The sequence below is a fragment of the Pectobacterium actinidiae genome (assembly GCF_000803315.1).
Classification (GTDB): Bacteria; Pseudomonadota; Gammaproteobacteria; order Enterobacterales; family Enterobacteriaceae; genus Pectobacterium; species Pectobacterium actinidiae.
The window spans coordinates 1232145-1255617 of sequence record NZ_JRMH01000001.1 but is presented as its reverse complement, the minus strand read 5'-3'; the positions used below and the strand labels follow the sequence as shown (position 1 = coordinate 1255617).

Below are 23473 nucleotides of genomic sequence, written 5' to 3'. Positions count from 1 at the left end.
TAATAATCTTAAACCTATGGGTAAACAGCCCGGTTACTGCGGTTTAAAGTCTATTGGCGCATTTTTAAAAGCCTCATAAACATCCGTACTCGGTGGCTTCGGTATTCTGGCCTGTTTGGCAGCCGCAATAGCCGCCTGACATAACGCCGGATCGCCGCTTTCAGCAGTGACATCAATCAGCAGACCATCTGGTGCCAGCTTAATCCGTAATGTACAAGTACGTCCTTTGTAGAGCTGCCAGTCATAAAACTTGCTCTGAATAGCTGAACGCACCTGGCTACCATAACTATCAAGCGCTGCACCTGATGCACCGCTCTTTTTATTGTTACCCGTGCCCGCAGGCGCACCGCCGCCAGACTTCGGCGCATTTTTCGATGAAGCCAACCCGCCCAGCAAATCATCAACGGCGCTTTCCTGCTTAGCCGCTTCTGCTGCCGCTTTCTTTTTATCATCAGCGGCTTTCTTAGCTGCTGCGGCTGCTTCTGCTTTCTTCGCTGCTTCAGCATCGGCTTTTTGCTTAGCCGCCTCGGCTGCTGCTTTTTGTTTAGCTTGCTCAGCTTCTGCGGCTGCCTTTGCCGCTTCTGCTTTAGCGGTTTCTGCTGCCTTCTGCTTAGCGGCTTCAGCGGCTTTTTCTTTAGCCTCTTCTTCCGCCTGCTTCTTAGCCGCAGCGGCAGCAGCGGCCTGTTTCTTCGCTTCGTCTTCCGCTTTCTTTTTAGCGTCTGCCGCTGCTTTCGCCTGCTGTTCAGCTTCAGCCTTCGCTTTTGCTGCGGCCGCTTCGGCTTGCTTCTGCTGTTCTTTTGCCTGCTGAGCCGCCGCTTCAGACTGCTTACGCTGTTCAGCCTGTTCCTGAGCCTGCTTTTTCGCCTCTTCCTGCGCTTGCAGACGCTCTTTTTCCAACTCTTTCAGCCGCTGCTGTTCAGCCGCTTGCTTCTGCTGGAGCTCTTCGGCCTGCCGTTCAGCCTGCTTTTGACGCTGCTGTTCAGAACGTTTCGCATCGGTCTGCTGCTGCTGTTGGCGGTTATACTGCTCCACCACTGCGCTTGGATCGACCATGACGGCATCAATGGACGAGCCTCCGCCGCCCCCGCTGGCATCCATCGTTTGCGTCGACGAACTCCAAAGCAGCAAAGCAATCAGTATGATGTGCAAAACAGCCGAGATAATAACGGCGCGTTTTAGCTTATCGTTTTGTTCGTTTGCCTTTAGCACAAGCGATTCCCAAAAACAGTGTTGCCAGAAATAGGCTTAACGATCATTACCGTGATGCGCTCATTTAAATCGGTTGTGTCATCAAACCAACGGATTTCACGCCAGCCTGATGTAACAAATTCAACGCTTTAATGATCTCATCATAAGGAACATCCTTCGCGCCACCAATCAAAAAGACCGTCTTGGGATTGGTTGACAGCCGTGATTGCGCTTCAGCAACCACCTGCTCTGCTGGGAGCTGCTCCATACGGTTTTGTTCAACAACCAGGCTATATTGCCCTATGCCTGAAACCTCTACGATCACGGGCGGATTGTCGTTGCTGGAGACCGTTTTTGAGTCGGTCGCATCCGGTAGATCCACCTCAACGCTCTGCGTAATAATCGGGGCTGTCGCCATAAAAATCAGCAACAGCACCAACAGCACGTCCAGTAACGGGACAATGTTGATCTCGGATTTCAGCTCACGACGGCCTCTGCGTACTCGTGCCATGATCCCCCCTGATTACTTGCTGTTGTCGCTGGAGAACGCCTGACGGTGCAGGATAGCGATAAACTCTTCCGTAAAGTTGTCGTAGTTCTGCTCCAGTTTGCCCACCCGCAGGCTAAGACGGTTATACGCCATGACCGCAGGGATTGCCGCAAACAGACCGATTGCCGTTGCAATCAGGGCTTCGGCAATACCCGGGGCAACCATTTGCAAGGTTGCCTGCTTCACTGCGCCTAACGCGATGAAAGCATGCATAATTCCCCAAACGGTACCGAACAGGCCGATGTACGGGCTGATAGAACCCACGGTTCCCAAAAAGGGAATGTGCGTTTCCAGCGTTTCCAATTCACGATTCATTGAAATACGCATTGCACGGGACGCCCCTTCCACTACGGCTTCCGGCGCATGGCTGTTGGCACGATGCAACCGTGCAAATTCTTTGAAACCTGAATGGAAGATTTGTTCAGTGCCCGTCAGGCTATCGCGACGAGTCTGACTTTCCTGATAGAGACGCGACAGTTCGATGCCCGACCAAAATTTGTCCTCGAACGCCTCAGCCTCACGCGTCGCCGAGTTCAGAATTCGGGTACGCTGAATGATGATCGCCCAGGAAGCGATAGAAAAACAGATTAAAATCAGCATGATTAGTTTGACCAGAAGGCTTGCCTTCAGGAACAAATCAAAAACGTTCATGTCAGTCACTGCTTGAACTCCGCGACAATAGACTTAGGAAGCGCAATTGGCTTCATTTGATGTGGATCGATGCATGCGATCAAAACTTCAGCATGGCTCAGCAGGGTACCGTGAGCATTGAGAATACGCTGGGCGAAAGTCAGAGAAGCACCACGCAGCGAGATAATCTCGCTTTGCACTTCCAGCATGTCGTCGAGGCGCGCAGGGGCAAGATACTCCACCGTCATTCGACGAACAGCAAACGCGACATGCTCACTTAGCAAGGCTTGCTGGTGAAAGTTGCGCTCACGCAACGCCTCGGTTCTTGCCCTTTCATAAAAGGCAATATAGCGAGCGTGGTAGACAACGCCACCTGCATCAGTGTCTTCAAAGTAGACTCGAACTGGCCAGCGAAACAACGAATTACTCACTCTACATCCCAGTAATGCATTAAACCTCGCTACTATACGCAAGAGAAATGAGGTTTGGAATGGATTGTGACAACGGAAAGAAAATAATTATGGGCCGCAAGCAACCCATAACTAAATGGAATAGGAGGCTATTTTAGCCGAAGAAATAGTACAATCCTGCGCACAGGATCACAAAGGCGGGAAGTGGTGCGAAAAACGCGCGCCAGAGCAGGCGATGTGGACGAAAACCAACGCCATGAACAACGCCAGCACAAACGGCCCAAATCAACAGCAACCCCTGCCAAACCGCGAGTTCACTGGTCCGCGCCGCAAAGCGCGTCGGATCCCAGAATACACAACCAGCCAGCAGCAACGCCATGATAATGGAAAGAGCCCTTAACGGGCTCTTATCCATCAGGCGATAGAGTTTATCGACCAGATCACTCATTGCTTATCTTCTTCAGCCGCTTTGCTTGCCTCACTCTGCTCAATAGCCAGGGCCGTGATGATCCCCAGTGAGCAAGCAAGAAGCGTTCCGAGTATCCAGGCAAAATACCACATAAATTAAGCTCCTTACTTAGTACATAGAGTGAGTGTTTTGCTCAATCTGCTCTTTGGTAATGCGACCGAACATCTTGTAATAACACCACGCGGTATAAGACAGCACGATAGGAACGAAAATAATCGCAACCACTGTCATCACTTTCAGCGTCAGCAGGCTTGATGTCGCATCCCAGACCGTCAAGCTGACGTTAGGTACAGTCACTGATGGCATGATGAATGGGAACATGGCGATCCCTGCGGTCAGAATCACACACGCGATAGTCAGAGAAGAGAACAGGAATGCCCAAGCCCCTTTCTCTGCGCGTGCCATGAGGGTCGTCAGCACTGGCAGTACAACGCCCAGAGCAGGGATAGCCCACAATACCGGATGGTTATTGAAGTTGATCAGCCAGGCACCCGCCTGCTGAACGACTTCTTTACGCAGCGGGTTAGATTCAGCAGCGGTGTTAATTGCCGACGTCACTACATAACCATCAATGCCGTAAACGACCCATACACCAGCCAGAGCAAACGTCACCATCATCACCAGCGCGGAAATCTGCGCGGCAGATTTGGAGCGCACGTGCAGATCGCCCGTGGTTCGCATCATCAGGTAGGTTGCCCCCTGAGTCAGGATCATCGTCAGGCTAACCACACCCGCCAACAAGCCAAACGGGTTCAGCAGTTGGAAGAAGTTTCCGGTGTAGTACAGACGCAGATATTCATCAACGTGGAACGGCACGCCCTGCAACAGGTTACCAAATGCCACACCAATCACCACCGGTGGGACAAAGCTACCGATGAAGATGCCCCAGTCCCACATGCCACGCCAGCGCGGATCTTCGATTTTTGAACGGTAATCGAAGCCGACAGGACGGAAGAACAAGGAGGCCAGAACCAGAATCATGGCAATGTAGAAACCAGAGAACGCAGCGGCGTAAACCATCGGCCAGGCAGCAAACAGCGCACCACCTGCGGTGATCAGCCAAACCTGGTTACCATCCCAGTGCGGCGCAATGCTATTAATCATGACGCGACGTTCGGTATCACCACGTCCCATCAGACGCACCAGAATGCCCACGCCCATGTCAAAACCATCAGTGATGGCGAAGCCAATCAGCAAAATGCCGATCAACAGCCACCAGATAAAACGTAAGACTTCATATTCAAACATAGTGGACTCCTGTTTACCGTGCTTCCTGCGCAGCCGCTATAGGTTGTTCAAAATGGTAGCGCCCTGTTTTCAGGCTGCTCGGCCCCAGACGTGCGAATTTGAACATCAGATACATTTCTGCAATCAGGAAGAGCGTATACAGACCACAGATCAGTCCCATAGAGAACAGAATATCCCCAGCGGTCAATGATGACGCCGCAACAGCTGTCGGCAGAATCTCACCAATAGCCCAAGGCTGACGGCCATATTCAGCCACAAACCAGCCGGCTTCAATCGCAATCCACGGCAGCGGAATGCCGTACAACGCAATGCGGAGTAACCAACGTTTCTGACCAATTTTGTTACGCAGAACAGACCAGAAAGACAGGCCGATGATTAACAACATCAGAACGCCACAGCCCACCATGATACGGAAAGAGAAGTACAGTGGTGCAACGCGTGGGATAGAATCTTTGACGGCTTGTTTAATCTGCGTGTCTGTCGCATCAGAGACTTTCGGCGTATAGCGCTTCAGCAGCATGCCATAACCAAGATCCTGCTTGGACTGTTCAAACGCCAGCCTTACTGCTGGGTCGGTATTGCCCGCGCGTAATTCTTCCAGCAATTGGTAAGCCTTCATACCATTGCGGATACGCACTTCGTGCATTTCCATCAGCTCTTTCAGGCCGGTGACTTCTTTGTCAGTAGAACGCGTCGCAATGATGCCCAGAGCATAAGGAATCTTGATGGCATAGTTATTTTCCATCTTATCCTGGTTCGGGATGCCGATCAGCGTAAAGGATGCCGGAGCAGGCTGTGTTTCCCATTCGGCTTCAATCGCTGCCAGTTTGGTTTTCTGCACGTCGCCCATTTCATAGCCGGATTCATCACCCAGTACGATAACAGACAGAACCGACGCCATACCGAAGCTTGCCGCGATGGCGAATGAACGCTTGGCAAACGCAATGTCTCGACCTTTCAGCAGATAGTAAGAACTGATACCCAAAATGAACATTGCGCCGGTACAGTAACCTGCTGCTACCGTGTGAACGAATTTCACCTGAGCAACCGGGTTCAGTACCAGATCGGCGAAACTCACCATTTCCATACGCATGGTTTCGAAGTTGAAATCCGATGCGATGGGGTTCTGCATCCAACCATTGGCAACCAGAATCCACAGTGCGGAGAAGTTAGAGCCCAGCGCAACCAGCCAGGTAACGGCCATATGCTGTACTTTTCCTAAACGGTCCCAGCCGAAGAAGAACAAGCCAACAAAGGTCGATTCGAGGAAGAATGCCATCAGGCCTTCAATCGCTAGCGGCGCGCCGAAAATATCCCCGACGTAGTGAGAGAAATATGACCAGTTGGTCCCGAATTGAAACTCCATGGTCAATCCGGTAGCGACCCCCAGAGCGAAGTTAATTGCAAATAACTTGCCCCAGAATTTGGTCATATCTTTATAGATTTGTTTGCCGGACAGCACATATACCGTTTCCATAATCGCCAGCAAAAACGCCATCCCCAGCGTTAATGGTACGAATAGAAAATGGTACATTGCAGTTAAGGCAAACTGTAAACGTGACAGTTCGACTACATCAAACATTTTGACTCCTTGCTCCTCGCAGGAAGGGATTAGCTTGCAAACGCTGACAAGCCGCCAAACATCCGGCCATTACACCCAAAAAGAACACAACAAGAATTGCTTTAACACAGGCTGTAATGAACGCTAGAAATACCGTTCACCAGGGCAGTCGCACCGCGACACCCGACAGCAAGCTCAAGATAAATCACAAGTATTACAAATCGCGTACCCCATAGGGAGGTAGCCGTATATTACGCCTGTAATCCCCTACAATAAATAGGTTTTTACGTGACCCAGACTAGGTTTTTGGCTTCAAATCAACTTTTCCACTAAACGGCGTGAAAGACGATAATTGACCTCGCGCAATTTAAGCCTATTTAAGAAATTATATCCAGAGGCGTTTTTTGATCTAAAACAATTTAACGCTTTTATCGTGATTATCGCGTTGCATTAATTTATTTATTACACTCATTGTTAATGCAATGTGACTTTTAGGTTTAATTAAAATTAATTCAGCAATGTATTCTTTACTTTGGTGTTCGATTATTCACATACAATAAAACGAGTTATCTTTATTCTTTTTTTTGTATGATTTCTCTTATTTTATTACTTATACTTTCGTTTATTTATTGTTTTATAATTGTTGCAGATATTAACAACATTTAGCCATATTTGATCCTATTGAATTCCATCATTTTTTACGTAAAAAAGCCACCCGAAGGTGGCTGGTATAGTTAATCGACTCATCGATTAACGCGACAATATCGCTTTCACAGCATCGCCGATATCCGCCAGGCTACGAACGGTTTTAACACCCGCCGCTTCTAACGCTGCGAATTTATCGTCAGCGGTACCTTTACCGCCAGCGATGATGGCGCCAGCATGGCCCATGCGCTTACCTTTCGGTGCCGTCACACCCGCGATGTAACCGACAACGGGTTTCGTCACGTGCTCTTTAATGTACGCCGCCGCTTCTTCTTCTGCCGTACCACCGATTTCACCAATCATCACGATGGCTTCCGTCTGCGGATCTTGTTCAAACAGCTTCAGAATGTCGATAAAGTTAGAGCCAGGAATCGGGTCACCGCCGATCCCCACACAGCTGGACTGACCTAAACCGGCATCGGTCGTTTGCTTCACCGCTTCATACGTCAGTGTACCTGAGCGAGAAACGATACCGACTTTACCCGGCAGGTGAATATGGCCCGGCATAATACCGATTTTACATTCGCCCGGCGTGATTACACCAGGGCAGTTCGGGCCGATCATCCGCACGCCGCTCTGATCGAGTTTCACTTTCACCGTCAGCATATCCAGCGTTGGGATACCTTCGGTGATACAGATAATCAGCTCGATACCTGCGTCAATCGCTTCCAGAATGGAGTCTTTACAGAACGGAGCGGGGACATAGATAACAGATGCCGTTGCGCCCGTTGCTTCTACCGCTTCACGCACCGTATTAAATACAGGCAAACCCAGATGTTCCGTGCCGCCTTTACCCGGCGTGACCCCACCGACCATTTGCGTACCGTAAGCAAGTGCTTGCTCAGAGTGGAATGTCCCCTGACTACCGGTAAAACCCTGACAGATAACTTTGGTATTTTTATTAATCAGAATGGACATTATTTATCCCCCACTGCTGCAACAACCTGCTGAGCCGCACCCGTCAGGCTGGTCGCGGCAATAATATTCAGGCCGCTATCCGCCAGTTTCTTGGCACCCAGTTCCGCATTGTTTCCTTCAAGACGTACAACAACCGGTACGTTAACACCCACTTCGGCTACTGCTCCGATGATACCGTCGGCGATCAAATCGCAACGTACGATGCCACCAAAGATGTTCACAAAGACGGCTTTTACTTTGTCGTCAGACAGAATAATTTTGAACGCTTCAGTAACACGTTCTTTCGTCGCGCCGCCGCCGACATCGAGGAAGTTAGCAGGAGAGCCACCGTGCAGCTTCACGATGTCCATCGTGCCCATCGCCAGACCCGCACCGTTCACCATACAGCCAATGTTACCGTCCAGCGCAACATAGTTCAGTTCCCACTGCGCTGCATGCGCTTCACGGGAGTCTTCCTGACTTGGGTCACGCATTTCACGCAGCTCAGGCTGACGGAACAACGCATTGCCGTCCGCACCCAGCTTGCCATCCAGACAGATCAGATCGCCCTGCTTGGTGATAACCAGCGGGTTGATTTCTACCAGAGCCAGATCGCGCTCAAGGAACAGCGTCGCCAAACCCATGAAGATTTTGGTGAACTGAGCCACTTGCTTACCGCTCAGACCCAGTTTAAAAGCCAGCTCACGCCCCTGATAAGGCTGCGGGCCGACCAGTGGATCGATCGCCGCTTTATGAATCAGCTCTGGCGTTTCTTCCGCCACTTTTTCAATTTCTACGCCACCTTCGGTGGACGCCATGAACACCACGCGGCGCGTGCCACGGTCAACAACCGCGCCCAGATAAAGCTCTTTGTCGATATCCGTTGCCGCTTCAACCAGAATCTGATGAACTGGCTGGCCCTGCGCGTCAGTTTGATAAGTAACGAGTTTTTTACCCAGCCAGTTTTCAGCAAACGCGCGGATATCTTCTTTGTTGCTGACGACTTTAACGCCGCCCGCTTTACCGCGACCACCGGCGTGAACCTGACATTTTACGACCCACGGACCCGCACCAATTTTAGATGCGGCTTCTTCCGCTTCACGCGGTGTGGTACAGGCATAACCGGTCGGTGCCGGTAAACCATATCGAGCAAAGAGTTGTTTTGCCTGATACTCGTGTAAATTCATGATGTTCTATCCATTTAGGTTTGGAGATAAGTCGGCAGACGGTTTTTCATCACCGAGTCTTTCGGTAGAGAAAAGCGCCATTAACTCTCTGATATATTTGGATAACGCCGCTGAGAAAAACGGCCTGCATAGCACATATTGGGCGGAAACCGTCAGGGTTATCCGCCCGATAGCCTACCTGTCGGACTAAACGTCTAACAGCAGACGCGCTGGATCTTCCAGCATCTCTTTCACCGTCACCAGGAAGCCAACGGACTCGCGGCCATCGACCAAACGGTGATCGTAAGACAGTGCCAGATACATCATCGGCAGAATAACGACCTGACCATCAACCGCCATCGGGCGATCCTTAATGGCGTGCATACCCAGAATCGCACTCTGCGGTGGGTTGATGATCGGGGTAGACATCAGAGAGCCAAAGACGCCGCCATTGGTAATCGTGAAGTTACCGCCCAGCAATTCTTCAACCGTCAATTTGCCGTCACGGCCTTTCACAGCCAGCTCTTTGATACGTTTCTCGATGTCGGCCATGCCCAGCGCATCCACATCACGCAGTACTGGCGTAACCAGACCACGCGGGGTAGATACCGCGATGCTGACATCGAAGTAGTTGTGGTAAACCACATCTTCGCCATCAATAGAAGCATTCACTTCTGGATAACGCTTCAGCGCTTCGACCACAGCTTTGATGTAGAAGGACATGAAGCCCAGACGCACGCCGTGGCGCTTCTCAAATGCCTCGCCGTACTGCTTGCGCAGATCCATGATTGGCTGCATGTTGATTTCGTTAAACGTCGTCAACATTGCCGTGCTGTTTTTCGCTTCCAGCAGACGTTCTGCAACACGCTTACGCAAGCGCGTCATCGGTACGCGTTTTTCGCTGCGCGCGCCCAAAGCTGGTGCAGGAGAAGCCGCCGTAGCCTCAGACTTAGGTGCTTTAGCTGGCTCTTTCTTCTGGGCAGCCAAATGCTTATCCACGTCTTCGCGGGTAATTCGACCGCCTACGCCGCTGCCTTTGATTGCAGAGGCATCGATATCGTGCTCTGCAATCAGACGGCGGATTGCCGGGCTGAGCGCATCGCTACTCTCTTCTTCCAGCCCAGCCGTATGGCGCTGTGCGGGTGTTGATTCTTTGCTCTGTGACTTCTCGCTGGTTTCTTTACCGGAGCTATCGCCACGGCGAATGCGACCCAGTAGCTGGCGAGACGTTACGGTCGCGCCTTCTTCTTCCAGCACGGCATCCAGAATGCCCGCTTCAGAGGCAGGCACTTCCAGCACAACTTTGTCAGTTTCAATTTCAACCAGTACTTCATCGCGCTGGACGCTATCGCCTGGTTTTTTATGCCAGGTCGCCACAGTGGCGTCAGCGACGGATTCAGGCAGGTCGGGTACATGAATATCTACGCTACTCATTATCTATCCTTTTATTTAATCAACGTTCAGCGCGTCATCGACCAGATCTTGCTGTTGTTTCTGGTGTACGGACATATAGCCAACGGCGGGTGATGCAGACGCCGGGCGTCCTGCGTAACGTAAAGAAGCCCCAAATGGAATCACTTCACGGAAATGGTGCTGACTGCAATACCAGGCTCCCTGATTCAGCGGTTCTTCCTGACACCACACGAAATCGTGAACATGGGCAAACGGTTCCAGCGCAGCTTGAACGGACTGATGCGGGAACGGATAAAGCTGTTCGATACGGACGATCGCGACATTCTTTTGCTCGTTCTTGCGGCGCTGTTCCACCAAATCATAGTAGACCTTACCGGAACAAAGCACGACACGCTTCACGGCTGCCGGATCTAATTCTTCTACCTCACCAATCGCCGGCTGGAAGGAACCATTTGCCAGTTCATCCAGTGAAGAAATCGCCAGCGGATGGCGCAGGAGAGATTTCGGTGACATAACCACCAGCGGGCGGCGCATACCGCGCAGCGCCTGACGGCGAAGCATGTGATACACCTGTGCTGGCGTTGACGGAATACAAACCTGCATATTTTGCTCAGCGCACAGTTGCAGATAACGTTCCAGTCTGGCAGACGAGTGCTCTGGACCTTGACCTTCGTAACCGTGCGGCAGCAGCATGACCAGACCACACATGCGGCCCCACTTCTGCTCACCGGAGCTGATGAACTGGTCGATAACGACCTGGGCACCGTTGGCGAAGTCACCAAACTGCGCTTCCCAGATGGTCAGGGTGCGCGGTTCTGCGGTCGCATAGCCGTATTCAAACGCCAGAATCGCTTCTTCGGATAGCACGGAGTCCCAGACGTTGAACTCGCCCTGACCGTTATGTACGTGGTTCAACGGCGTATAGCTGGAACCATTTTTTTGGTTATGCACGACAGCATGACGATGGAAGAATGTGCCACGACCACTGTCTTCACCAGACAAGCGAATCGGAATGCCTTCGTCAACCAACGTGGCGTAAGCCAGCGTTTCTGCTCCGCCCCAGTCGAACGGTTTATTACCCGCAGCCATTTCGGCACGATCGCTATAAACCTTGGCAACGCGAGGATGGATATCAATCCCCTCCGGCACTTCACTGATACGCTTAGCCAGTTCCTGCAAACGTTTCATTTCTGTTGCGTGCGGATAGGGTTCATCCCACTCATGGTTCAGATACGGCGTCCAGGTAAAGGACTGCATATCCATCTGACGCCATTCTTCCACCACGCATTCACCCGCATCCAGCGCATCGCGGTATAGGTTGACCATCTCGGTGGCATCTTCCAGCGTGATGGATTTTTCCTGCTCCAGACGATCGGCATAGACCTTACGCGGCGTAGGATGCTTTTTGATCTTCTGGTACATCATCGGCTGCGTTGCACTTGGCTCGTCAGCTTCGTTATGACCATGACGGCGATAACAGATCAGATCGATGAACACATCGCGCTTAAACTCATTACGGAAATCCAACGCCAGACGCGTAACAAATGCCACCGCTTCTGGGTCATCTGCGTTAACGTGGAAGATCGGAGCCTGCACCATCTTGCCGATATCGGTACAGTATTCGGTTGAGCGAATATCCAGCGGGTTAGACGTGGTAAAGCCGATACGGTTGTTGATCACAATACGCAGCGTGCCGCCAACTTCGTAGCCACGCACCGTCGACATGTTCAACAGTTCCTGCACCACGCCCTGACCGCTAATTGCCGCATCACCGTGAATGGTGATAGGTAAAACACGCGGGCCGCTCTGGCTATTCAGACGATCGAGACGCGCACGTACCGAGCCAGTCACTACCGGGCTGACGATCTCAAGGTGCGATGGGTTAAACGCCAGCGCCAAATGCACCAGACCGCCAGCAGTTTCGAATTCAGACGAGAAGCCCTGATGGTATTTCACGTCACCGGTGCCCAAGTGTTCTTTATGCTTGCCAGCGAACTCGTCGAACAGATCCTGAGACTTTTTGCCCAATACGTTGATCAGCACGTTGAGGCGGCCACGGTGTGCCATCCCCAATACCACTTCGCGAGTATCATTTGCACCCGCATGGCGAATCAGCTCTTTCAGCATCGGAACCAGTGCATCACCGCCTTCCAGCGAGAAACGCTTGGCACCAGGATATTTGGCACCCAGATAACGCTCCAGCCCTTCGGCTGCGGTTAACTCTTTCAGAAAACGGCGTTTCTCTTCGAGAGAAAATGACGGCTGCCCCATTACCGATTCGATACGCTGCTGGATCCAACGTTTCTCTTCCGTGCTGGTCATGTGCATGTATTCCGCACCGATAGAACCGCAATAGGTGCGTTTCAGCGCATCATACAGATCTTCCAGTTTCATGGTGTCTTTGCCGATGGCAAAAGACCCCACATTGAAGGATTCTTGCAGGTCATCCTGCGTCAGGTTGTGGTAATCCAGATCCAATTCTGCAACGGGTTCCTGCGGGCGCAGGAAGATCGGATCCAGGTTAGCTTGCTGATGTCCACGGAAACGGAACGCATTGATCAGCTGTAATACCTTGACCTGCTTAGCATCAATATCGGGATCGGTGACTGACGAGGTAAAGCGCGAAGAGTCTTTCGCCAGACGGCGGAAATATTCACGCGTTTTAGAATGGAGTTGATCCGGTTTGACCCCACTCGTAGGCAATTGCTGGAAGATCGAGCGCCAGCTATGTTCGATCGAGTCAGGATCGGTTAAAAAATCTTCATAGAGTTGCTCTATGTAGGACTGATTCGCACCCGCCAAATAGGAGGAATCCAGCCAGGCCTTCATCGCGCCGTTCTGCATTATGATCCCTTAAGCTAATAAGCTTCAGTTTTCGCCGTGGTTAACATGTAATTAGTGTCCGTATATCGTTCGCCGTAAAAACGGTTCACTTGTCGTACTTCGGTACGCGCTTAGGGTATCCATCCCCCCTAAGGAACCTTTAAAAACCGGTTCGGGCGCGTAAGCCGGTTTTTAAAGGTTTCCTGCGCTCCCTCTGAAGAATAGCAACTTCAGAGGGAGATACATGTTTTACTACTTAATCTTTATGCAATAACACGTTACATACTTGCTAGTGATTACGCACTACGATGCAACAGCATCGATTTAATATGACCAATAGCCTTGGTTGGGTTCAGCCCTTTTGGACACACGTTGACGCAGTTCATGATGCCGTGGCAGCGGAAAACGCTGAATGCATCGTCCAGATCGTCCAGTCGTGGCGTGGTTTCCGTATCACGGCTGTCAATCAGGAAGCGGTATGCTGCCAGTAGCCCCGCAGGCCCGACAAACTTGTCCGGGTTCCACCAGAACGACGGGCAAGACGTTGAACAGCAGGCACACATGATACATTCATACAACCCATCCAACTTGGCACGTTGTTCAGGCGATTGCAGATGCTCACGCGCCGGCGGATTTTTCCCATTATTCAACAGGTAAGGCTTTATTTTCTCATATTGAGCATAGAACTGTCCCATGTCCACTACCAAATCACGAACAACCGGTAATCCCGGTAAAGGACGGATGACGATTTTGCTGTTTCCGCGACGTAACGCAGAAACCGGCGTAATACAGGCTAGCCCGTTTTTGCCGTTCATGTTGACGCCATCAGAACCGCAGACACCTTCACGGCAGGAACGGCGGAATGACAACGTCGGATCCTGCTCTTTCAGCAGCATCAGCGCGTCCAGCAGCATCATGTCGCGGCCTTCTTCCGCCTCCAACTGGTAATCCTGCATCCGCGGAGCATCGTCAATATCTGGGTTGTAACGATAAATAGAAAATTCGAGTTTCATCGTTTGATCTCCGCGATTAATAAGTACGTACTTTCGGCGGGAACGCCGGACGCAGTTTAGGCTGCATGTTCACCTCACGGCGCGTCATGCTGTCGGTTTGCGGCAGATACAACGAATGGCACAGCCAATTTTCATCGTCGCGCTCTGGGTAATCGAAGCGGCTGTGTGCGCCACGGCTTTCGGTACGGAAGTTTGCGGATACCGCCGTCGCATACGCGGTTTCCATCAGGTTATCCAGCTCCAGACATTCGATACGCTGGGTGTTGAACTCGCTTGAGGTATCATCCAGACGCGCGTTCTTCAGGCGTTCACGGATCACTTTAAGCTCTTCCAACCCTTTCGCCATCGCATCGCCTTCACGGAAGACCGAGAAGTTGTTCTGCATACAGGATTGCAACGCCTTACGGATTTCAACCGGATCCTCCCCTGAGCGGGTCGTGTTCCAGCGGTTCAGACGGTCGAGCGAAGCTTCAATATCAGAATCGCTGGCATCACGGCTTGCGCCCTGCTCATCCAGCGATTCTTGCAGGTGAATACCGGCTGAACGGCCGAACACCACCAGGTCGAGCAACGAGTTACCACCCAAGCGGTTAGCACCATGAACCGAGACGCAGGCAATTTCGCCCACGGCAAACAGTCCCGGAATCACCACATCTTCGCCCTTCTCATTCACCGTCAGCGCCTGTCCGCTCACTTTGGTCGGAATACCGCCCATCATATAGTGGCAGGTTGGAATAACAGGAATCGGTTCTTTAACCGGATCGACGTGAGCAAATGTGCGAGACAGCTCCAGAATACCCGGCAGACGGGATTCCAGAACCTCTTTACCCAGATGATCCAGCTTCAGCTTGGCGTGTGGTCCCCACGGGCCTTCACAGCCGCGACCTTCACGAATTTCGATCATAATGGAACGGGCAACCACATCGCGGCCAGCCAGATCTTTCGCGTTCGGCGCATAACGTTCCATGAAGCGTTCACCGTGCTTGTTCAGCAGGTAACCACCTTCACCACGGCAGCCTTCAGTCACCAACACACCCGCACCAGCAATACCGGTTGGGTGGAACTGCCACATTTCCATGTCCTGCAACGGAACGCCAGCACGCAATGCCATGCCTACGCCGTCACCTGTATTAATGTGTGCGTTGGTGGTGGACTGGTAGATACGGCCCGCGCCGCCGGTTGCCAGCACGGTCGCTTTCGCTTTGAAATAGACAACTTCACCGGTTTCGATACAGATCGCGGTACAACCGACAACCGCGCCATCCTGATTCTTCACCAGATCGAGGGCGTACCATTCGGAGAAAATAGTCGTATGATTTTTCAGGTTCTGCTGATACAGCGTATGCAGCAACGCATGACCCGTACGGTCAGCCGCCGCCGCCGTACGCGCAGCCTGCTCGCCACCAAAGTTCTTGGATTGACCACCGAATGGACGCTGATAAATGCTGCCATCATCCAGACGGGAGAATGGTAACCCCATGTGCTCCAGTTCCAGAATCGCTTCTGGGCCGGTTTTACACATATATTCAATGGCGTCTTGATCGCCAATGTAATCCGACCCTTTTACGGTGTCGTACATATGCCATTCCCAGTTGTCCTCATGGGTGTTGCCCAGCGCAACGGTAATACCGCCCTGCGCGGACACGGTATGGGAACGGGTTGGGAACACTTTCGATAACAGGGCACAGGACAGGCCCATTTGGGAGATTTGCAGCGCGGCGCGCATACCTGCGCCACCCGCACCCACAACAACAGCATCAAATTCTCTGACTGGCAAATTCATCACGCACCCCACACCACAATAGTTCCATAAATGACGTACACCAACAGCGCTACGACAATCGCCAACTGCAAAGTCAGGCGTAAGGCCAGCGGTTTAATGTAGTCGGTCAGCACTTGCCACATCCCTATCCAGGCATGAACCAGAATGGAAAATAACGTTAGCAGTGTGAATACTTTAGTGAGGGCCATCGCGAAGAAACCACGCCAGATTTCATACGTGATGTCGCCAGCCGTGGCAATAAAACCAATAATATAAATTACATACAGAACAATGACGATGGCAGAAGCGCGAATCAGTAACCAATCGTGTACGCCATTGCGTCCTAACGCAGAAGCATTGCTTACCATACGAGGACTCCAGCCAGAATTGAAAGCACGACAGTAATAATAAAGGAGATATTTGCAGAACGCTTACCTGCGGCAAGGTCTTCTTCTATATAGCCAAAATCCATCAACAGGTGACGTATACCACCAACAATGTGATAAGCCAACGCGACGAGGATGCCCCAAACGATAAATTTAACGATGAAGCTGTCCATAATTTCCGCAGCGCGCAGGAACCCTTCCTCTGAAGAAAGAGAAGTGCCTAACAGCCACAGTAAAATACCGACAGCGACAAAGGTGATAACGCCGGAGACGCGGTGAAGAATAGATGCTATCGCAGTAACAGGAAACTGGATCGTCTGCAATTCCAGATTGACAGGTCTTTGTTTTTTCACGGATTTGCCCACACAGCTTTTATTATTGTTTCTTCCTCCGGGCCTGATGTGAGGTCAGACAGCATGAAAGTTACAGCCCTGAAAAGTGGGTTTACGATACGCGCTCAAACATCGACATTCCGGTGTCTAAACAGCGCATGATCCTTTCATACTGGGTGCTCCTACTGCAGGGTGATTCCGGAGACCTGTCGGCAGTATAGGTACTTCACATTCCTATTACAATTCCCATACAAACTGTTTGGTGACATTTGCCCCGAACAGTGATTTAGATCACGGATTTCACAATTTATATAAAATTAATTATCTGATTTGACAAAAGTTCAACATTTCAATTACAACTAGTGGATTGAATTTCTTATGATGTGTTAAAGCACGACGGCGACACTTCCACACTGGCGTAACTTATGTAACAGTGAAGAGAGTCCACGTAAAAATCATAGGTAATGACTACAATCTATTCAGAGCGTTGTTAATTACCTGGAGATTGTTAATTACCTGGAGAACGAATTTTTCATCCTGAATGCGGCTATCCGCCTTACTCTGTATCCTATTTGACGGCTGTGTCACAACAGAGTTTCACTGGTCATTATGTGTCCGGTGCACAGGCATGACGGTATTTCTTCAGTGAAAATTTTTAAAATTAAAGCGCTAAGGAGACTGTAAATGGCTGATAAAAAAGCAACACTTACCCTAGATGGTAAAGATCCAATTGAGCTAAATGTCCTATCAGGTACATTGGGGTATGATGAGATTGATATTCGTCCCCTCGGCTCTAAAGGTTACTTCACATTTGACCCTGGCTTTACCTCTACCGCATCTTGCGAATCAAAAATTACCTATATCGACGGTGACGAAGGCATCTTGCTACATCGTGGCTTCCCGATTGCCCAACTGGCTGAAAAATCAAATTATCTTGAAGTGTGTTACATCCTGCTGTTTGGTGAAGTCCCGACGGTAGAGCAGTATGAAACCTTCAAGACCACCGTGACTCGCCACACCATGATCCATGAGCAGATTACCCGTCTGTTCCACGGTTTCCGTCGCGATTCACATCCAATGGCCGTTTTATGCGGCGTCACTGGTGCACTGGCGGCGTTTTACCACGATTCTCTCGACATTAATATTGAGCGCCACCGCGAAATCGCGGCCTATCGCCTGCTGTCGAAAATGCCGACCGTCGCAGCCATGTGCTATAAATATTCACTGGGACAGCCGTTTGTTTATCCGAAAAACAACCTGTCCTACGCGGGTAATTTCCTGCACATGATGTTCTCCACCCCTTGTGAAGAATATGTTGTGAATCCGGTGCTGGAACGCGCCATGGATCGCATTCTGATCCTGCATGCCGATCACGAACAAAACGCTTCAACCTCTACCGTGCGTACTGCGGGTTCGTCTGGTGCAAACCCGTTTGCCTGTATCGCCGCGGGGATCGCCTCGCTGTGGGGACCGGCACACGGCGGCGCGAACGAAGCCTGCCTGCGTATGCTGGAAGAAATCAGCAGCGTGGAGCACATCCCTGCGTTTATCGAACGTGCTAAAGACAAGAACGATTCCTTCCGCCTGATGGGCTTCGGTCACCGTGTGTACAAAAACCACGATCCGCGCGCCACCGTCATGCGTGAAACCTGCCATGAAGTGCTGAAAGAGCTGGGTAGAAAAGACGACCTGCTGGAAGTGGCGATGGAGCTGGAAAATATCGCGCTGAACGACCCGTACTTCATTGAGAAGAAGCTGTACCCGAACGTCGACTTCTATTCAGGCATCATCCTGAAAGCGATGGGTATTCCGTCTTCAATGTTTACCGTTATCTTCGCGATGGCGCGTACTGTGGGTTGGATTGCACATTGGAACGAAATGCACGACGACGGCATCAAGATTGCCCGTCCGCGTCAGCTGTATACCGGCTACGACAAACGTGACTTTACGTCCAATCTGAAATAATCCATTCAGTACCTACACAAAAAGGCCGGAATGATATCCGGCCTTTGTTTTTTTACCCTACACTGATTTTCAATGGTGATTGAAATACGGATAATCAGCGCAGTTAGTTATGGAATACTTTCGTAAGGTAAACCTGTTTAGCGTCTTTATTAACCCAGATATAGAAGGTTGCCCCTTCAATCTCAGTACGCTTTTTCCACACCTCTTCCTCCCCCTGCTTACGTTTCTGCTGTTCATATCCTAATGTTGTGAGGTACGTTTTTAGCGAGGTAGCGTCAGAGGTGTCATTAAAAATGATGGCGTTTGATGGCGCGTAGCCATCACCAGGCACGTATTCAAAAGCGTAATTGCCCGATATTCTCGGGGCGTTACGGATATCTTCATCGGTGAACGCATAGTAGGTAAAATACTCATTTTCAGTATACGTTCTTATCTCCGTAGAACTCGATGCCACAATAAATACAAATAACATCCCAACCATTGCCGCAGGAACCATAAGCAGTAATAGATATTTGATTACTTTCATGCCCGAATTCTTCCACCTTTGGGTTTGTTAAATTCTAGCGTTGTCCCATCGTCCGTTAGAATGTTAACTATGCCAGTGTTCACCCAACGCAACTTCGTTTGAACCATTCAGGGCAGCCCCGGTAGGGTTAGCATTCTCATAACGGCACTAAAGGGATGACTTACAACTTAAACTTTGCGTGAATCGCAATAAATAGCCATCTGGATCCTGTACCAGAAAATTACTTTCCCCGTGGTACACCTCATGATCGCGATACCAACACGTTTCCACGGGTCTGCGTAGCGTATAACCCGCACGTTCAATCGCCGCCGCCAGCGCCTGAGCATCCGGGCACTCAATCGATAAATTCATACCACGGCCAAACGGCGGTTCTAAAGGCTCCACACGCCAGGGCGATTCGGTTAAATAATCCTGTTCCAGCATCAGTTGGCTCCCATGAAAAGAAAGGAACGCGAACTTATCTTCAGGCCTGTCGTACTCAACCTGAAATCCCAAAACGTGGCAATAAAACGCCAGACTCTTTTGTAAGTCAGAGACAATCATTTCTGGGATTAACGTATTCATCTTGCGCATAAATCACTCACATTATTACCTCTGGCAGTGCGGGCACCAATAGAACGGGCGTGATGACAGCGTCGTTCTTTCAATGATTCCGCCGCAGCGCTCGCAACGTTCCCCTTCTCGATGGAAAACCTTGAACGAAAAAATAGCCCCGTGATGTCGATTCTCATCAACAGTGCCACGCGTGTTGTAGGACAAGCGGGGAATCTCCAGCAGCGCATGACTTAACGTCTGCAACTGTTCCTCATTCAGCTGTGCTGCCGTGTGTTGGGGGGCTAACCGTGCATGCCAGAGGATCTCGACGCGCAGATAATTTCCCAGTCCGGCGAGAAAAGCCTGATCCAGCAGCAGTCCGCTAAACTGGCGACGGCGAAAGCGCGGTAATAACAAACGCTCACACACCTGTTCCGGCGTCAGTGAGAGATCCAGGACATCAGGGCCAATACGTTGCAGGAAAGGATGCGTTGAGAGCGTCTCGGACGTCAGCATGTCAATATCGGACGCACTGTAAAGCAGAATAGCGCGATCCTGCGTTTCCAGCCGGACGCGTAAATCACGCTTCGTTTCCGGCGATTCACCCGCCTTCACGACTCGCCACACGCCATAGAGTTGATTGTGGCTATACAACACCCGATCGTTGCTAAAATAGGTCAGCAGCGCCTTCCCACGCGTTTCAATCAGCCTGACCTGTTGCCCGATCAATTCTGCCTCGTATGGCTTTAGTTCTGGAAACGCAAACCAGACACGCGTCAGCGTTTTGCCCACGACAGCCTCAACCAGTTTATCGGCCGCCCGGCGAATCTCCGGTCCTTCCGGCATACTTTACTCCCTGAAAATCAGACGGATGGCGTATTGCACGCTTCACTACACTAATGCAACGCGCCACCAGTAACCGCCACATCAACCTGCTGCACTAGCGACTGCTTGATCATCACCTCCAGCGCTACCGTAACTAACGGTGTAGGCATGCTCGGTTCACCGGGGTGTCGTGCGGCCTGTTCTGGCGAATAGGGAATGTGAACGAATCCGCCGCGCACCACATCGCCCTGCTGATGTAACTGGTGTAAAAGCCCATACATCACATGATTGCAGACAAACGTCCCTGCCGTGTGTGACACCGACGCGGGGATACCCGCCACGCGCAGTGCCTGCACCAGCGCTTTCACTGGCAACGTCGAAAAATATGCCGCAGGCCCACCTTCCACCACCGACGTATCAATCGGCTGGTTGCCCTGATTATCCGCAATGCGGGCGTCATTCATATTAATCGCCACCCGCTCGACAGAAATATCAGTACGACCACCCGCCTGCCCCACCGCGATCACCACTTCCGGCTGCCATTCGGCTATCGCGCGGTAAAGCTGCTCCAGCGACAGATCGAAGACGCAAGATAAACGGCAGGCCACCACGCGCGCACCGCCAACTTCTCGCTGATGCAGTACTTTTGCCGCTTCCCATGAGGGATTAATCGCTTCGCCCTCAAAAGGTTCAAACGCCGTGATCAAAACGGTTTTCATCGGTTATCCCCGCCATACAAAAATAATGATTATGCCGCCGCAACAGCGATCTGATGCTGGCTAAAGCAGTTACGCAATTTGCGAGCAAACAGCAGCGCGTGTTGCCCATCTCCATGAATACACACGGTATCTGCTTGTACGTTAACCCAGGAACCGTCGATCGCCCTAACCCGCTGACGTTGAATCATCTCCAGCGTCTGCGCCAGCGCCAGTTCATCGCTGTTAATCAACGCTCCCGCCTGAGTACGCGGCACCAGCGACCCGTCAGGCAGATAGCAGCGATCGGCGAACACTTCCTGACGCGTCTCCAACCCCAGCCGTTGCCCTGCGCGGATTAACTCGCTGCCCGCCAGACCCACCAGGCGTAACGCCGGATTCACCACCTTCACCGCCTTGGCTATCGCCTCGGCCAGCGCCGGTTCACACGCCGCCTGATTGTAAAGCATACCGTGAGGCTTAACGTGCGACAGCGTGCCCCCTTCAGCCGCCACAATCGCACTCAGCGCACCAAGCTGATACACCATCTGTGCAAAGACAATTTCCGCAGGCACATTCATCGCCTTACGGCCAAAATTTTCACGATCGGGAAAGCTCGGATGTGCGCCAAGCGCGACCCCATAGCCGATCCCCCAACGCACCGACTGACGCATGGTTTGTGCATCACCAGCATGGAAGCCACAGGCGATATTGGCAGACGTCACCAGTTTCAGCAGCGCTTCGTCATGCTCGCCTCCCTCACCCAGATCGGCATTCAGATCAATAATCATGCAGCCTCCACGCCAGCTGTTCGAGGTAACGTCGCTGTTCTTCGCCCGCTTTTTGCGCCTGTGCCTGCGTACAGTGAATAAAATGTATTGGCTCGCCGAGTCGAATTTGCGCCAGGTGGAATAAATCCGCTTCAATCACCGTCGCAATTCGCGGGTAACCACCGGTTGTGTGCGCATCTGCCAGCAGTACGATAGGGTGACCATTGTGCGGAACCTGTACGACCCCCGGCAGCAAACCATGCGATGGCAGTTCGCGCGGTTTTCTGCCCGCTAATGCGGCACGCTGTAGTTCAGCGCCCAGCAAACGGTAGCCCATGCGGTTACTTTGCGGGCTGAGTTGCCAGGCGGTTCGCCAGAACAGCTCCTGCATCTCTTCACTGAATTCCTGATATTCCGGCCCCGGTAATGCCCGCACGCGATTGCCGAATAACAACTGCTTGATTCCAACCTCTCGTGTCAGTTCGCGCGTCGGCGTTCCCAGCGGAAGTTCATCGCCATCCATCAGTAAACGTCCGTCAAAACCACCAAAACCGGCTTTCAAATCGGTACTGCGCGAACCGAGCGCTTCCGGCACATCCACACCACCGGACAATGCCAGATAGCTGCGCATCCCGTTACGTGGCATACGCATTTTCAATGTTTGTCCCGGCTTCACCGCGAAACGCCAACCTGTCCAAAGGGGTTTTCCGTCCAGTTCGGCATGACAGTCCGCACCGGTTAGCGCCACCCAGCAGGCGGTGGCGAATGTTGCGGTAAACTTGCCTAACGTAATTTCCAGCGCGGCAGCATTCTCCGCGTTGCCCACCAGCAGGTTGGCCATTTTCAGGGCAGGCAGATCGAGCGCGCCTGACTGGCTAATCCCCAAACGGCGAAAACCGACGCGACCACCGTCCTGCACCGACGTATGTAATCCGGCATGGATAACCTTCAGCATACGCCCTCCTTCTGTGGCAAAAACCGAACGTTATCCCCAGGACGCAGCAGCGTTGGCGGCATCGTTTGTGGCGTAAACAATTGTAGCGAGGTGCGGCCAATCAGCTGCCACCCCCCCGGCGTCGCCAGCGGATAAATCCCCGTCTGCGCGCCACCAATCCCGACCGATCCCGCCGGCACACGCAGGCGCGGCTCGGCACGACGCGGCATGTGCAGCTTCTCGTTTAATCCACCGAGGTAGGCAAAACCCGGCTGGAAACCCAAAAAGTAAACCACATACGGTGCGGCTGCATGTGCTTCCACAACCTGACTCACGCTTAGGCCACTATGAGCGGCAACGTCTGCCAGATCCGGTCCTGCCTCTCCGCCATACACGACGGGGATGTCGATATCGCGTGCGTCAAACACCAGCGATTCGCTCTCTTCCCACCAGCGCTGCAAGCGTTCAATCGCATCCAGCGCCACTTGCTGTGGATGCGCCAACAGCACCGTCAGGTTATTCATGCCCGGAATCGCTTCCAACACCTCTTCATGATGGTTCAGGCGTTCGGCAAGCCCCCATATCCGCTGCTGACTCTCCAGCGACATGGGCGGTTCCAGTTCCAGAACGACCGCTCTCTCGCCCAGAAGATAACACCGTGCTCGTTGCAA

Annotated in this window: 24 protein-coding genes; 1 reads left to right on the top strand and 23 read right to left on the bottom strand. The window is 51.8% G+C overall.

Features of this window, described 5'->3' with window-relative positions:
* Window positions 1-33: 33 nt before the first annotated feature.
* The 16 genes from tolA to sdhC all read right to left on the bottom strand — a co-directional run bounded on the left by tolA (window position 34) and on the right by sdhC (window position 16586).
* Window positions 34-1209: a cell envelope integrity protein TolA gene (tolA, locus tag KKH3_RS05275; RefSeq protein ID WP_039356585.1), complete on the bottom strand. Its 1176-nt coding sequence runs from the start codon at window positions 1207-1209 to the stop codon at window positions 34-36.
* Between the two features lie 64 nt (window positions 1210-1273).
* Complete coding sequence (gene tolR / locus KKH3_RS05270) at window positions 1274-1699, bottom strand: colicin uptake protein TolR (protein ID WP_010285025.1); 426 nt, start codon at window positions 1697-1699, stop codon at window positions 1274-1276.
* Window positions 1700-1711: 12 nt separating this feature from the next.
* Window positions 1712-2398 carry a Tol-Pal system protein TolQ gene (gene tolQ, locus KKH3_RS05265; RefSeq protein ID WP_039275589.1) on the bottom strand — a complete coding sequence of 229 codons (687 nt, stop codon included), beginning with the start codon at window positions 2396-2398 and terminating at the stop codon, window positions 1712-1714.
* Entirely contained in the window at window positions 2395-2799 is a 405-nt protein-coding gene (gene ybgC, locus KKH3_RS05260) for a tol-pal system-associated acyl-CoA thioesterase (protein WP_010299208.1), read from the bottom strand. Before ybgC ends, tolQ begins: the two co-directional genes overlap by 4 nt.
* 133 nt (window positions 2800-2932) lie before the next feature.
* A complete protein-coding gene (gene ybgE, locus KKH3_RS05255) occupies window positions 2933-3226 on the bottom strand; it encodes a cyd operon protein YbgE (protein ID WP_039356581.1) in 294 nt (97 codons plus the stop codon).
* On the bottom strand, window positions 3223-3339 hold the full coding sequence (gene cydX / locus KKH3_RS21575; RefSeq protein ID WP_011092952.1) for a cytochrome bd-I oxidase subunit CydX: 117 nt from the start codon (window positions 3337-3339) through the stop codon (window positions 3223-3225). The genes ybgE and cydX overlap by 4 nt, the downstream gene beginning before the upstream one ends.
* 16 nt (window positions 3340-3355) lie before the next feature.
* Complete coding sequence (gene cydB, locus KKH3_RS05250) at window positions 3356-4495, bottom strand: cytochrome d ubiquinol oxidase subunit II (RefSeq protein ID WP_039356579.1); 1140 nt, start codon at window positions 4493-4495, stop codon at window positions 3356-3358.
* Between the two features lie 13 nt (window positions 4496-4508).
* Window positions 4509-6077, bottom strand: coding sequence for a cytochrome ubiquinol oxidase subunit I (gene cydA, locus KKH3_RS05245; RefSeq protein WP_039356576.1), 1569 nt, complete (start codon window positions 6075-6077; stop codon window positions 4509-4511).
* 729 nt (window positions 6078-6806) lie between these two features.
* Complete coding sequence (sucD, locus tag KKH3_RS05240; RefSeq protein ID WP_010285005.1) at window positions 6807-7679, bottom strand: succinate--CoA ligase subunit alpha; 873 nt, start codon at window positions 7677-7679, stop codon at window positions 6807-6809.
* Entirely contained in the window at window positions 7679-8845 is a 1167-nt protein-coding gene (sucC, locus tag KKH3_RS05235; RefSeq protein WP_010299192.1) for an ADP-forming succinate--CoA ligase subunit beta, read from the bottom strand. The genes sucD and sucC overlap by 1 nt, the downstream gene beginning before the upstream one ends.
* A 186-nt stretch (window positions 8846-9031) precedes the next feature.
* Window positions 9032-10258, bottom strand: a complete 1227-nt coding sequence (gene odhB, locus KKH3_RS05225) for a 2-oxoglutarate dehydrogenase complex dihydrolipoyllysine-residue succinyltransferase (protein ID WP_039356570.1) — start codon at window positions 10256-10258, stop codon at window positions 9032-9034.
* A gap of 15 nt (window positions 10259-10273) precedes the next feature.
* Window positions 10274-13081 carry a 2-oxoglutarate dehydrogenase E1 component gene (gene sucA, locus KKH3_RS05220; protein ID WP_039356569.1) on the bottom strand — a complete coding sequence of 936 codons (2808 nt, stop codon included), beginning with the start codon at window positions 13079-13081 and terminating at the stop codon, window positions 10274-10276.
* Window positions 13082-13356: 275 nt separating this feature from the next.
* Complete coding sequence (locus KKH3_RS05215) at window positions 13357-14073, bottom strand: succinate dehydrogenase iron-sulfur subunit (protein WP_039356566.1); 717 nt, start codon at window positions 14071-14073, stop codon at window positions 13357-13359.
* 16 nt (window positions 14074-14089) lie between these two features.
* Complete coding sequence (gene sdhA, locus KKH3_RS05210; RefSeq protein WP_039356563.1) at window positions 14090-15856, bottom strand: succinate dehydrogenase flavoprotein subunit; 1767 nt, start codon at window positions 15854-15856, stop codon at window positions 14090-14092.
* A complete protein-coding gene (gene sdhD, locus KKH3_RS05205) occupies window positions 15856-16203 on the bottom strand; it encodes a succinate dehydrogenase membrane anchor subunit (protein ID WP_010284997.1) in 348 nt (115 codons plus the stop codon). Before sdhD ends, sdhA begins: the two co-directional genes overlap by 1 nt.
* Window positions 16197-16586 (bottom strand): succinate dehydrogenase cytochrome b556 subunit, encoded by a 390-nt coding sequence (gene sdhC / locus KKH3_RS05200; RefSeq protein ID WP_039275597.1) that lies wholly within the window; start codon window positions 16584-16586, stop codon window positions 16197-16199. The genes sdhD and sdhC overlap by 7 nt, the downstream gene beginning before the upstream one ends.
* Window positions 16587-17237: 651 nt before the next feature.
* Here sdhC and KKH3_RS05195 point away from each other — a divergent pair.
* On the top strand, window positions 17238-18518 hold the full coding sequence (locus KKH3_RS05195; RefSeq protein ID WP_039356561.1) for a citrate synthase: 1281 nt from the start codon (window positions 17238-17240) through the stop codon (window positions 18516-18518).
* 103 nt (window positions 18519-18621) lie between these two features.
* Here the strand turns inward: KKH3_RS05195 and KKH3_RS05190 are convergent, their stop codons facing one another.
* The 7 genes from KKH3_RS05190 to pxpB form a co-directional block, all read right to left on the bottom strand.
* Window positions 18622-19044, bottom strand: coding sequence for a hypothetical protein (locus tag KKH3_RS05190; RefSeq protein WP_039356559.1), 423 nt, complete (start codon window positions 19042-19044; stop codon window positions 18622-18624).
* Window positions 19045-19191: 147 nt separating this feature from the next.
* Window positions 19192-19617 carry a bleomycin resistance protein gene (locus KKH3_RS05185; protein WP_039356557.1) on the bottom strand — a complete coding sequence of 142 codons (426 nt, stop codon included), beginning with the start codon at window positions 19615-19617 and terminating at the stop codon, window positions 19192-19194.
* Window positions 19618-19632: 15 nt separating this feature from the next.
* On the bottom strand, window positions 19633-20424 hold the full coding sequence (gene nei / locus KKH3_RS05180; RefSeq protein ID WP_039356554.1) for an endonuclease VIII: 792 nt from the start codon (window positions 20422-20424) through the stop codon (window positions 19633-19635).
* 50 nt (window positions 20425-20474) lie between these two features.
* Window positions 20475-21122 (bottom strand): pyroglutamyl-peptidase I, encoded by a 648-nt coding sequence (gene pcp, locus KKH3_RS05175; protein ID WP_039356550.1) that lies wholly within the window; start codon window positions 21120-21122, stop codon window positions 20475-20477.
* A 29-nt stretch (window positions 21123-21151) separates the two neighbouring features.
* Window positions 21152-21889 carry a 5-oxoprolinase subunit PxpA gene (pxpA, locus tag KKH3_RS05170; RefSeq protein WP_039356547.1) on the bottom strand — a complete coding sequence of 246 codons (738 nt, stop codon included), beginning with the start codon at window positions 21887-21889 and terminating at the stop codon, window positions 21152-21154.
* Window positions 21879-22823, bottom strand: a complete 945-nt coding sequence (pxpC, locus tag KKH3_RS05165) for a 5-oxoprolinase subunit PxpC (protein WP_039356544.1) — start codon at window positions 22821-22823, stop codon at window positions 21879-21881. Before pxpC ends, pxpA begins: the two co-directional genes overlap by 11 nt.
* Window positions 22817-23473 (bottom strand): 5-oxoprolinase subunit PxpB, encoded by a 657-nt coding sequence (gene pxpB / locus KKH3_RS05160; protein WP_039356542.1) that lies wholly within the window; start codon window positions 23471-23473, stop codon window positions 22817-22819. Before pxpB ends, pxpC begins: the two co-directional genes overlap by 7 nt.

Bases quoted from the DNA above. Each gene is read 5' to 3' on its own strand.
- odhB (WP_039356570.1), bottom strand. From the start codon at position 10,258: ATGAGTAGCGTAGATATTCATGTACCCGACCTGCCTGAATCCGTCGCT.
- pxpA (WP_039356547.1), bottom strand. From the start codon at position 21,889: ATGATTATTGATCTGAATGCCGATCTGGGTGAGGGAGGCGAGCATGAC.
- cydA (WP_039356576.1), bottom strand. From the start codon at position 6,077: ATGTTTGATGTAGTCGAACTGTCACGTTTACAGTTTGCCTTAACTGCA.
- sucC (WP_010299192.1), bottom strand. From the start codon at position 8,845: ATGAATTTACACGAGTATCAGGCAAAACAACTCTTTGCTCGATATGGT.
- KKH3_RS05185 (WP_039356557.1), bottom strand. From the start codon at position 19,617: ATGCGCAAGATGAATACGTTAATCCCAGAAATGATTGTCTCTGACTTA.
- KKH3_RS05195 (WP_039356561.1), top strand. From the start codon at position 17,238: ATGGCTGATAAAAAAGCAACACTTACCCTAGATGGTAAAGATCCAATT.
- nei (WP_039356554.1), bottom strand. From the start codon at position 20,424: ATGCCGGAAGGACCGGAGATTCGCCGGGCGGCCGATAAACTGGTTGAG.
- ybgE (WP_039356581.1), bottom strand. From the start codon at position 3,226: ATGAGTGATCTGGTCGATAAACTCTATCGCCTGATGGATAAGAGCCCG.
- pxpC (WP_039356544.1), bottom strand. From the start codon at position 22,823: ATGCTGAAGGTTATCCATGCCGGATTACATACGTCGGTGCAGGACGGT.
- sdhA (WP_039356563.1), bottom strand. From the start codon at position 15,856: ATGAATTTGCCAGTCAGAGAATTTGATGCTGTTGTTGTGGGTGCGGGT.
- sucD (WP_010285005.1), bottom strand. From the start codon at position 7,679: ATGTCCATTCTGATTAATAAAAATACCAAAGTTATCTGTCAGGGTTTT.
- KKH3_RS05190 (WP_039356559.1), bottom strand. From the start codon at position 19,044: ATGAAAGTAATCAAATATCTATTACTGCTTATGGTTCCTGCGGCAATG.
- tolR (WP_010285025.1), bottom strand. From the start codon at position 1,699: ATGGCACGAGTACGCAGAGGCCGTCGTGAGCTGAAATCCGAGATCAAC.
- KKH3_RS05215 (WP_039356566.1), bottom strand. From the start codon at position 14,073: ATGAAACTCGAATTTTCTATTTATCGTTACAACCCAGATATTGACGAT.
- cydB (WP_039356579.1), bottom strand. From the start codon at position 4,495: ATGTTTGAATATGAAGTCTTACGTTTTATCTGGTGGCTGTTGATCGGC.
- sdhD (WP_010284997.1), bottom strand. From the start codon at position 16,203: ATGGTAAGCAATGCTTCTGCGTTAGGACGCAATGGCGTACACGATTGG.
- cydX (WP_011092952.1), bottom strand. From the start codon at position 3,339: ATGTGGTATTTTGCCTGGATACTCGGAACGCTTCTTGCTTGCTCACTG.
- pcp (WP_039356550.1), bottom strand. From the start codon at position 21,122: ATGAAAACCGTTTTGATCACGGCGTTTGAACCTTTTGAGGGCGAAGCG.
- sucA (WP_039356569.1), bottom strand. From the start codon at position 13,081: ATGCAGAACGGCGCGATGAAGGCCTGGCTGGATTCCTCCTATTTGGCG.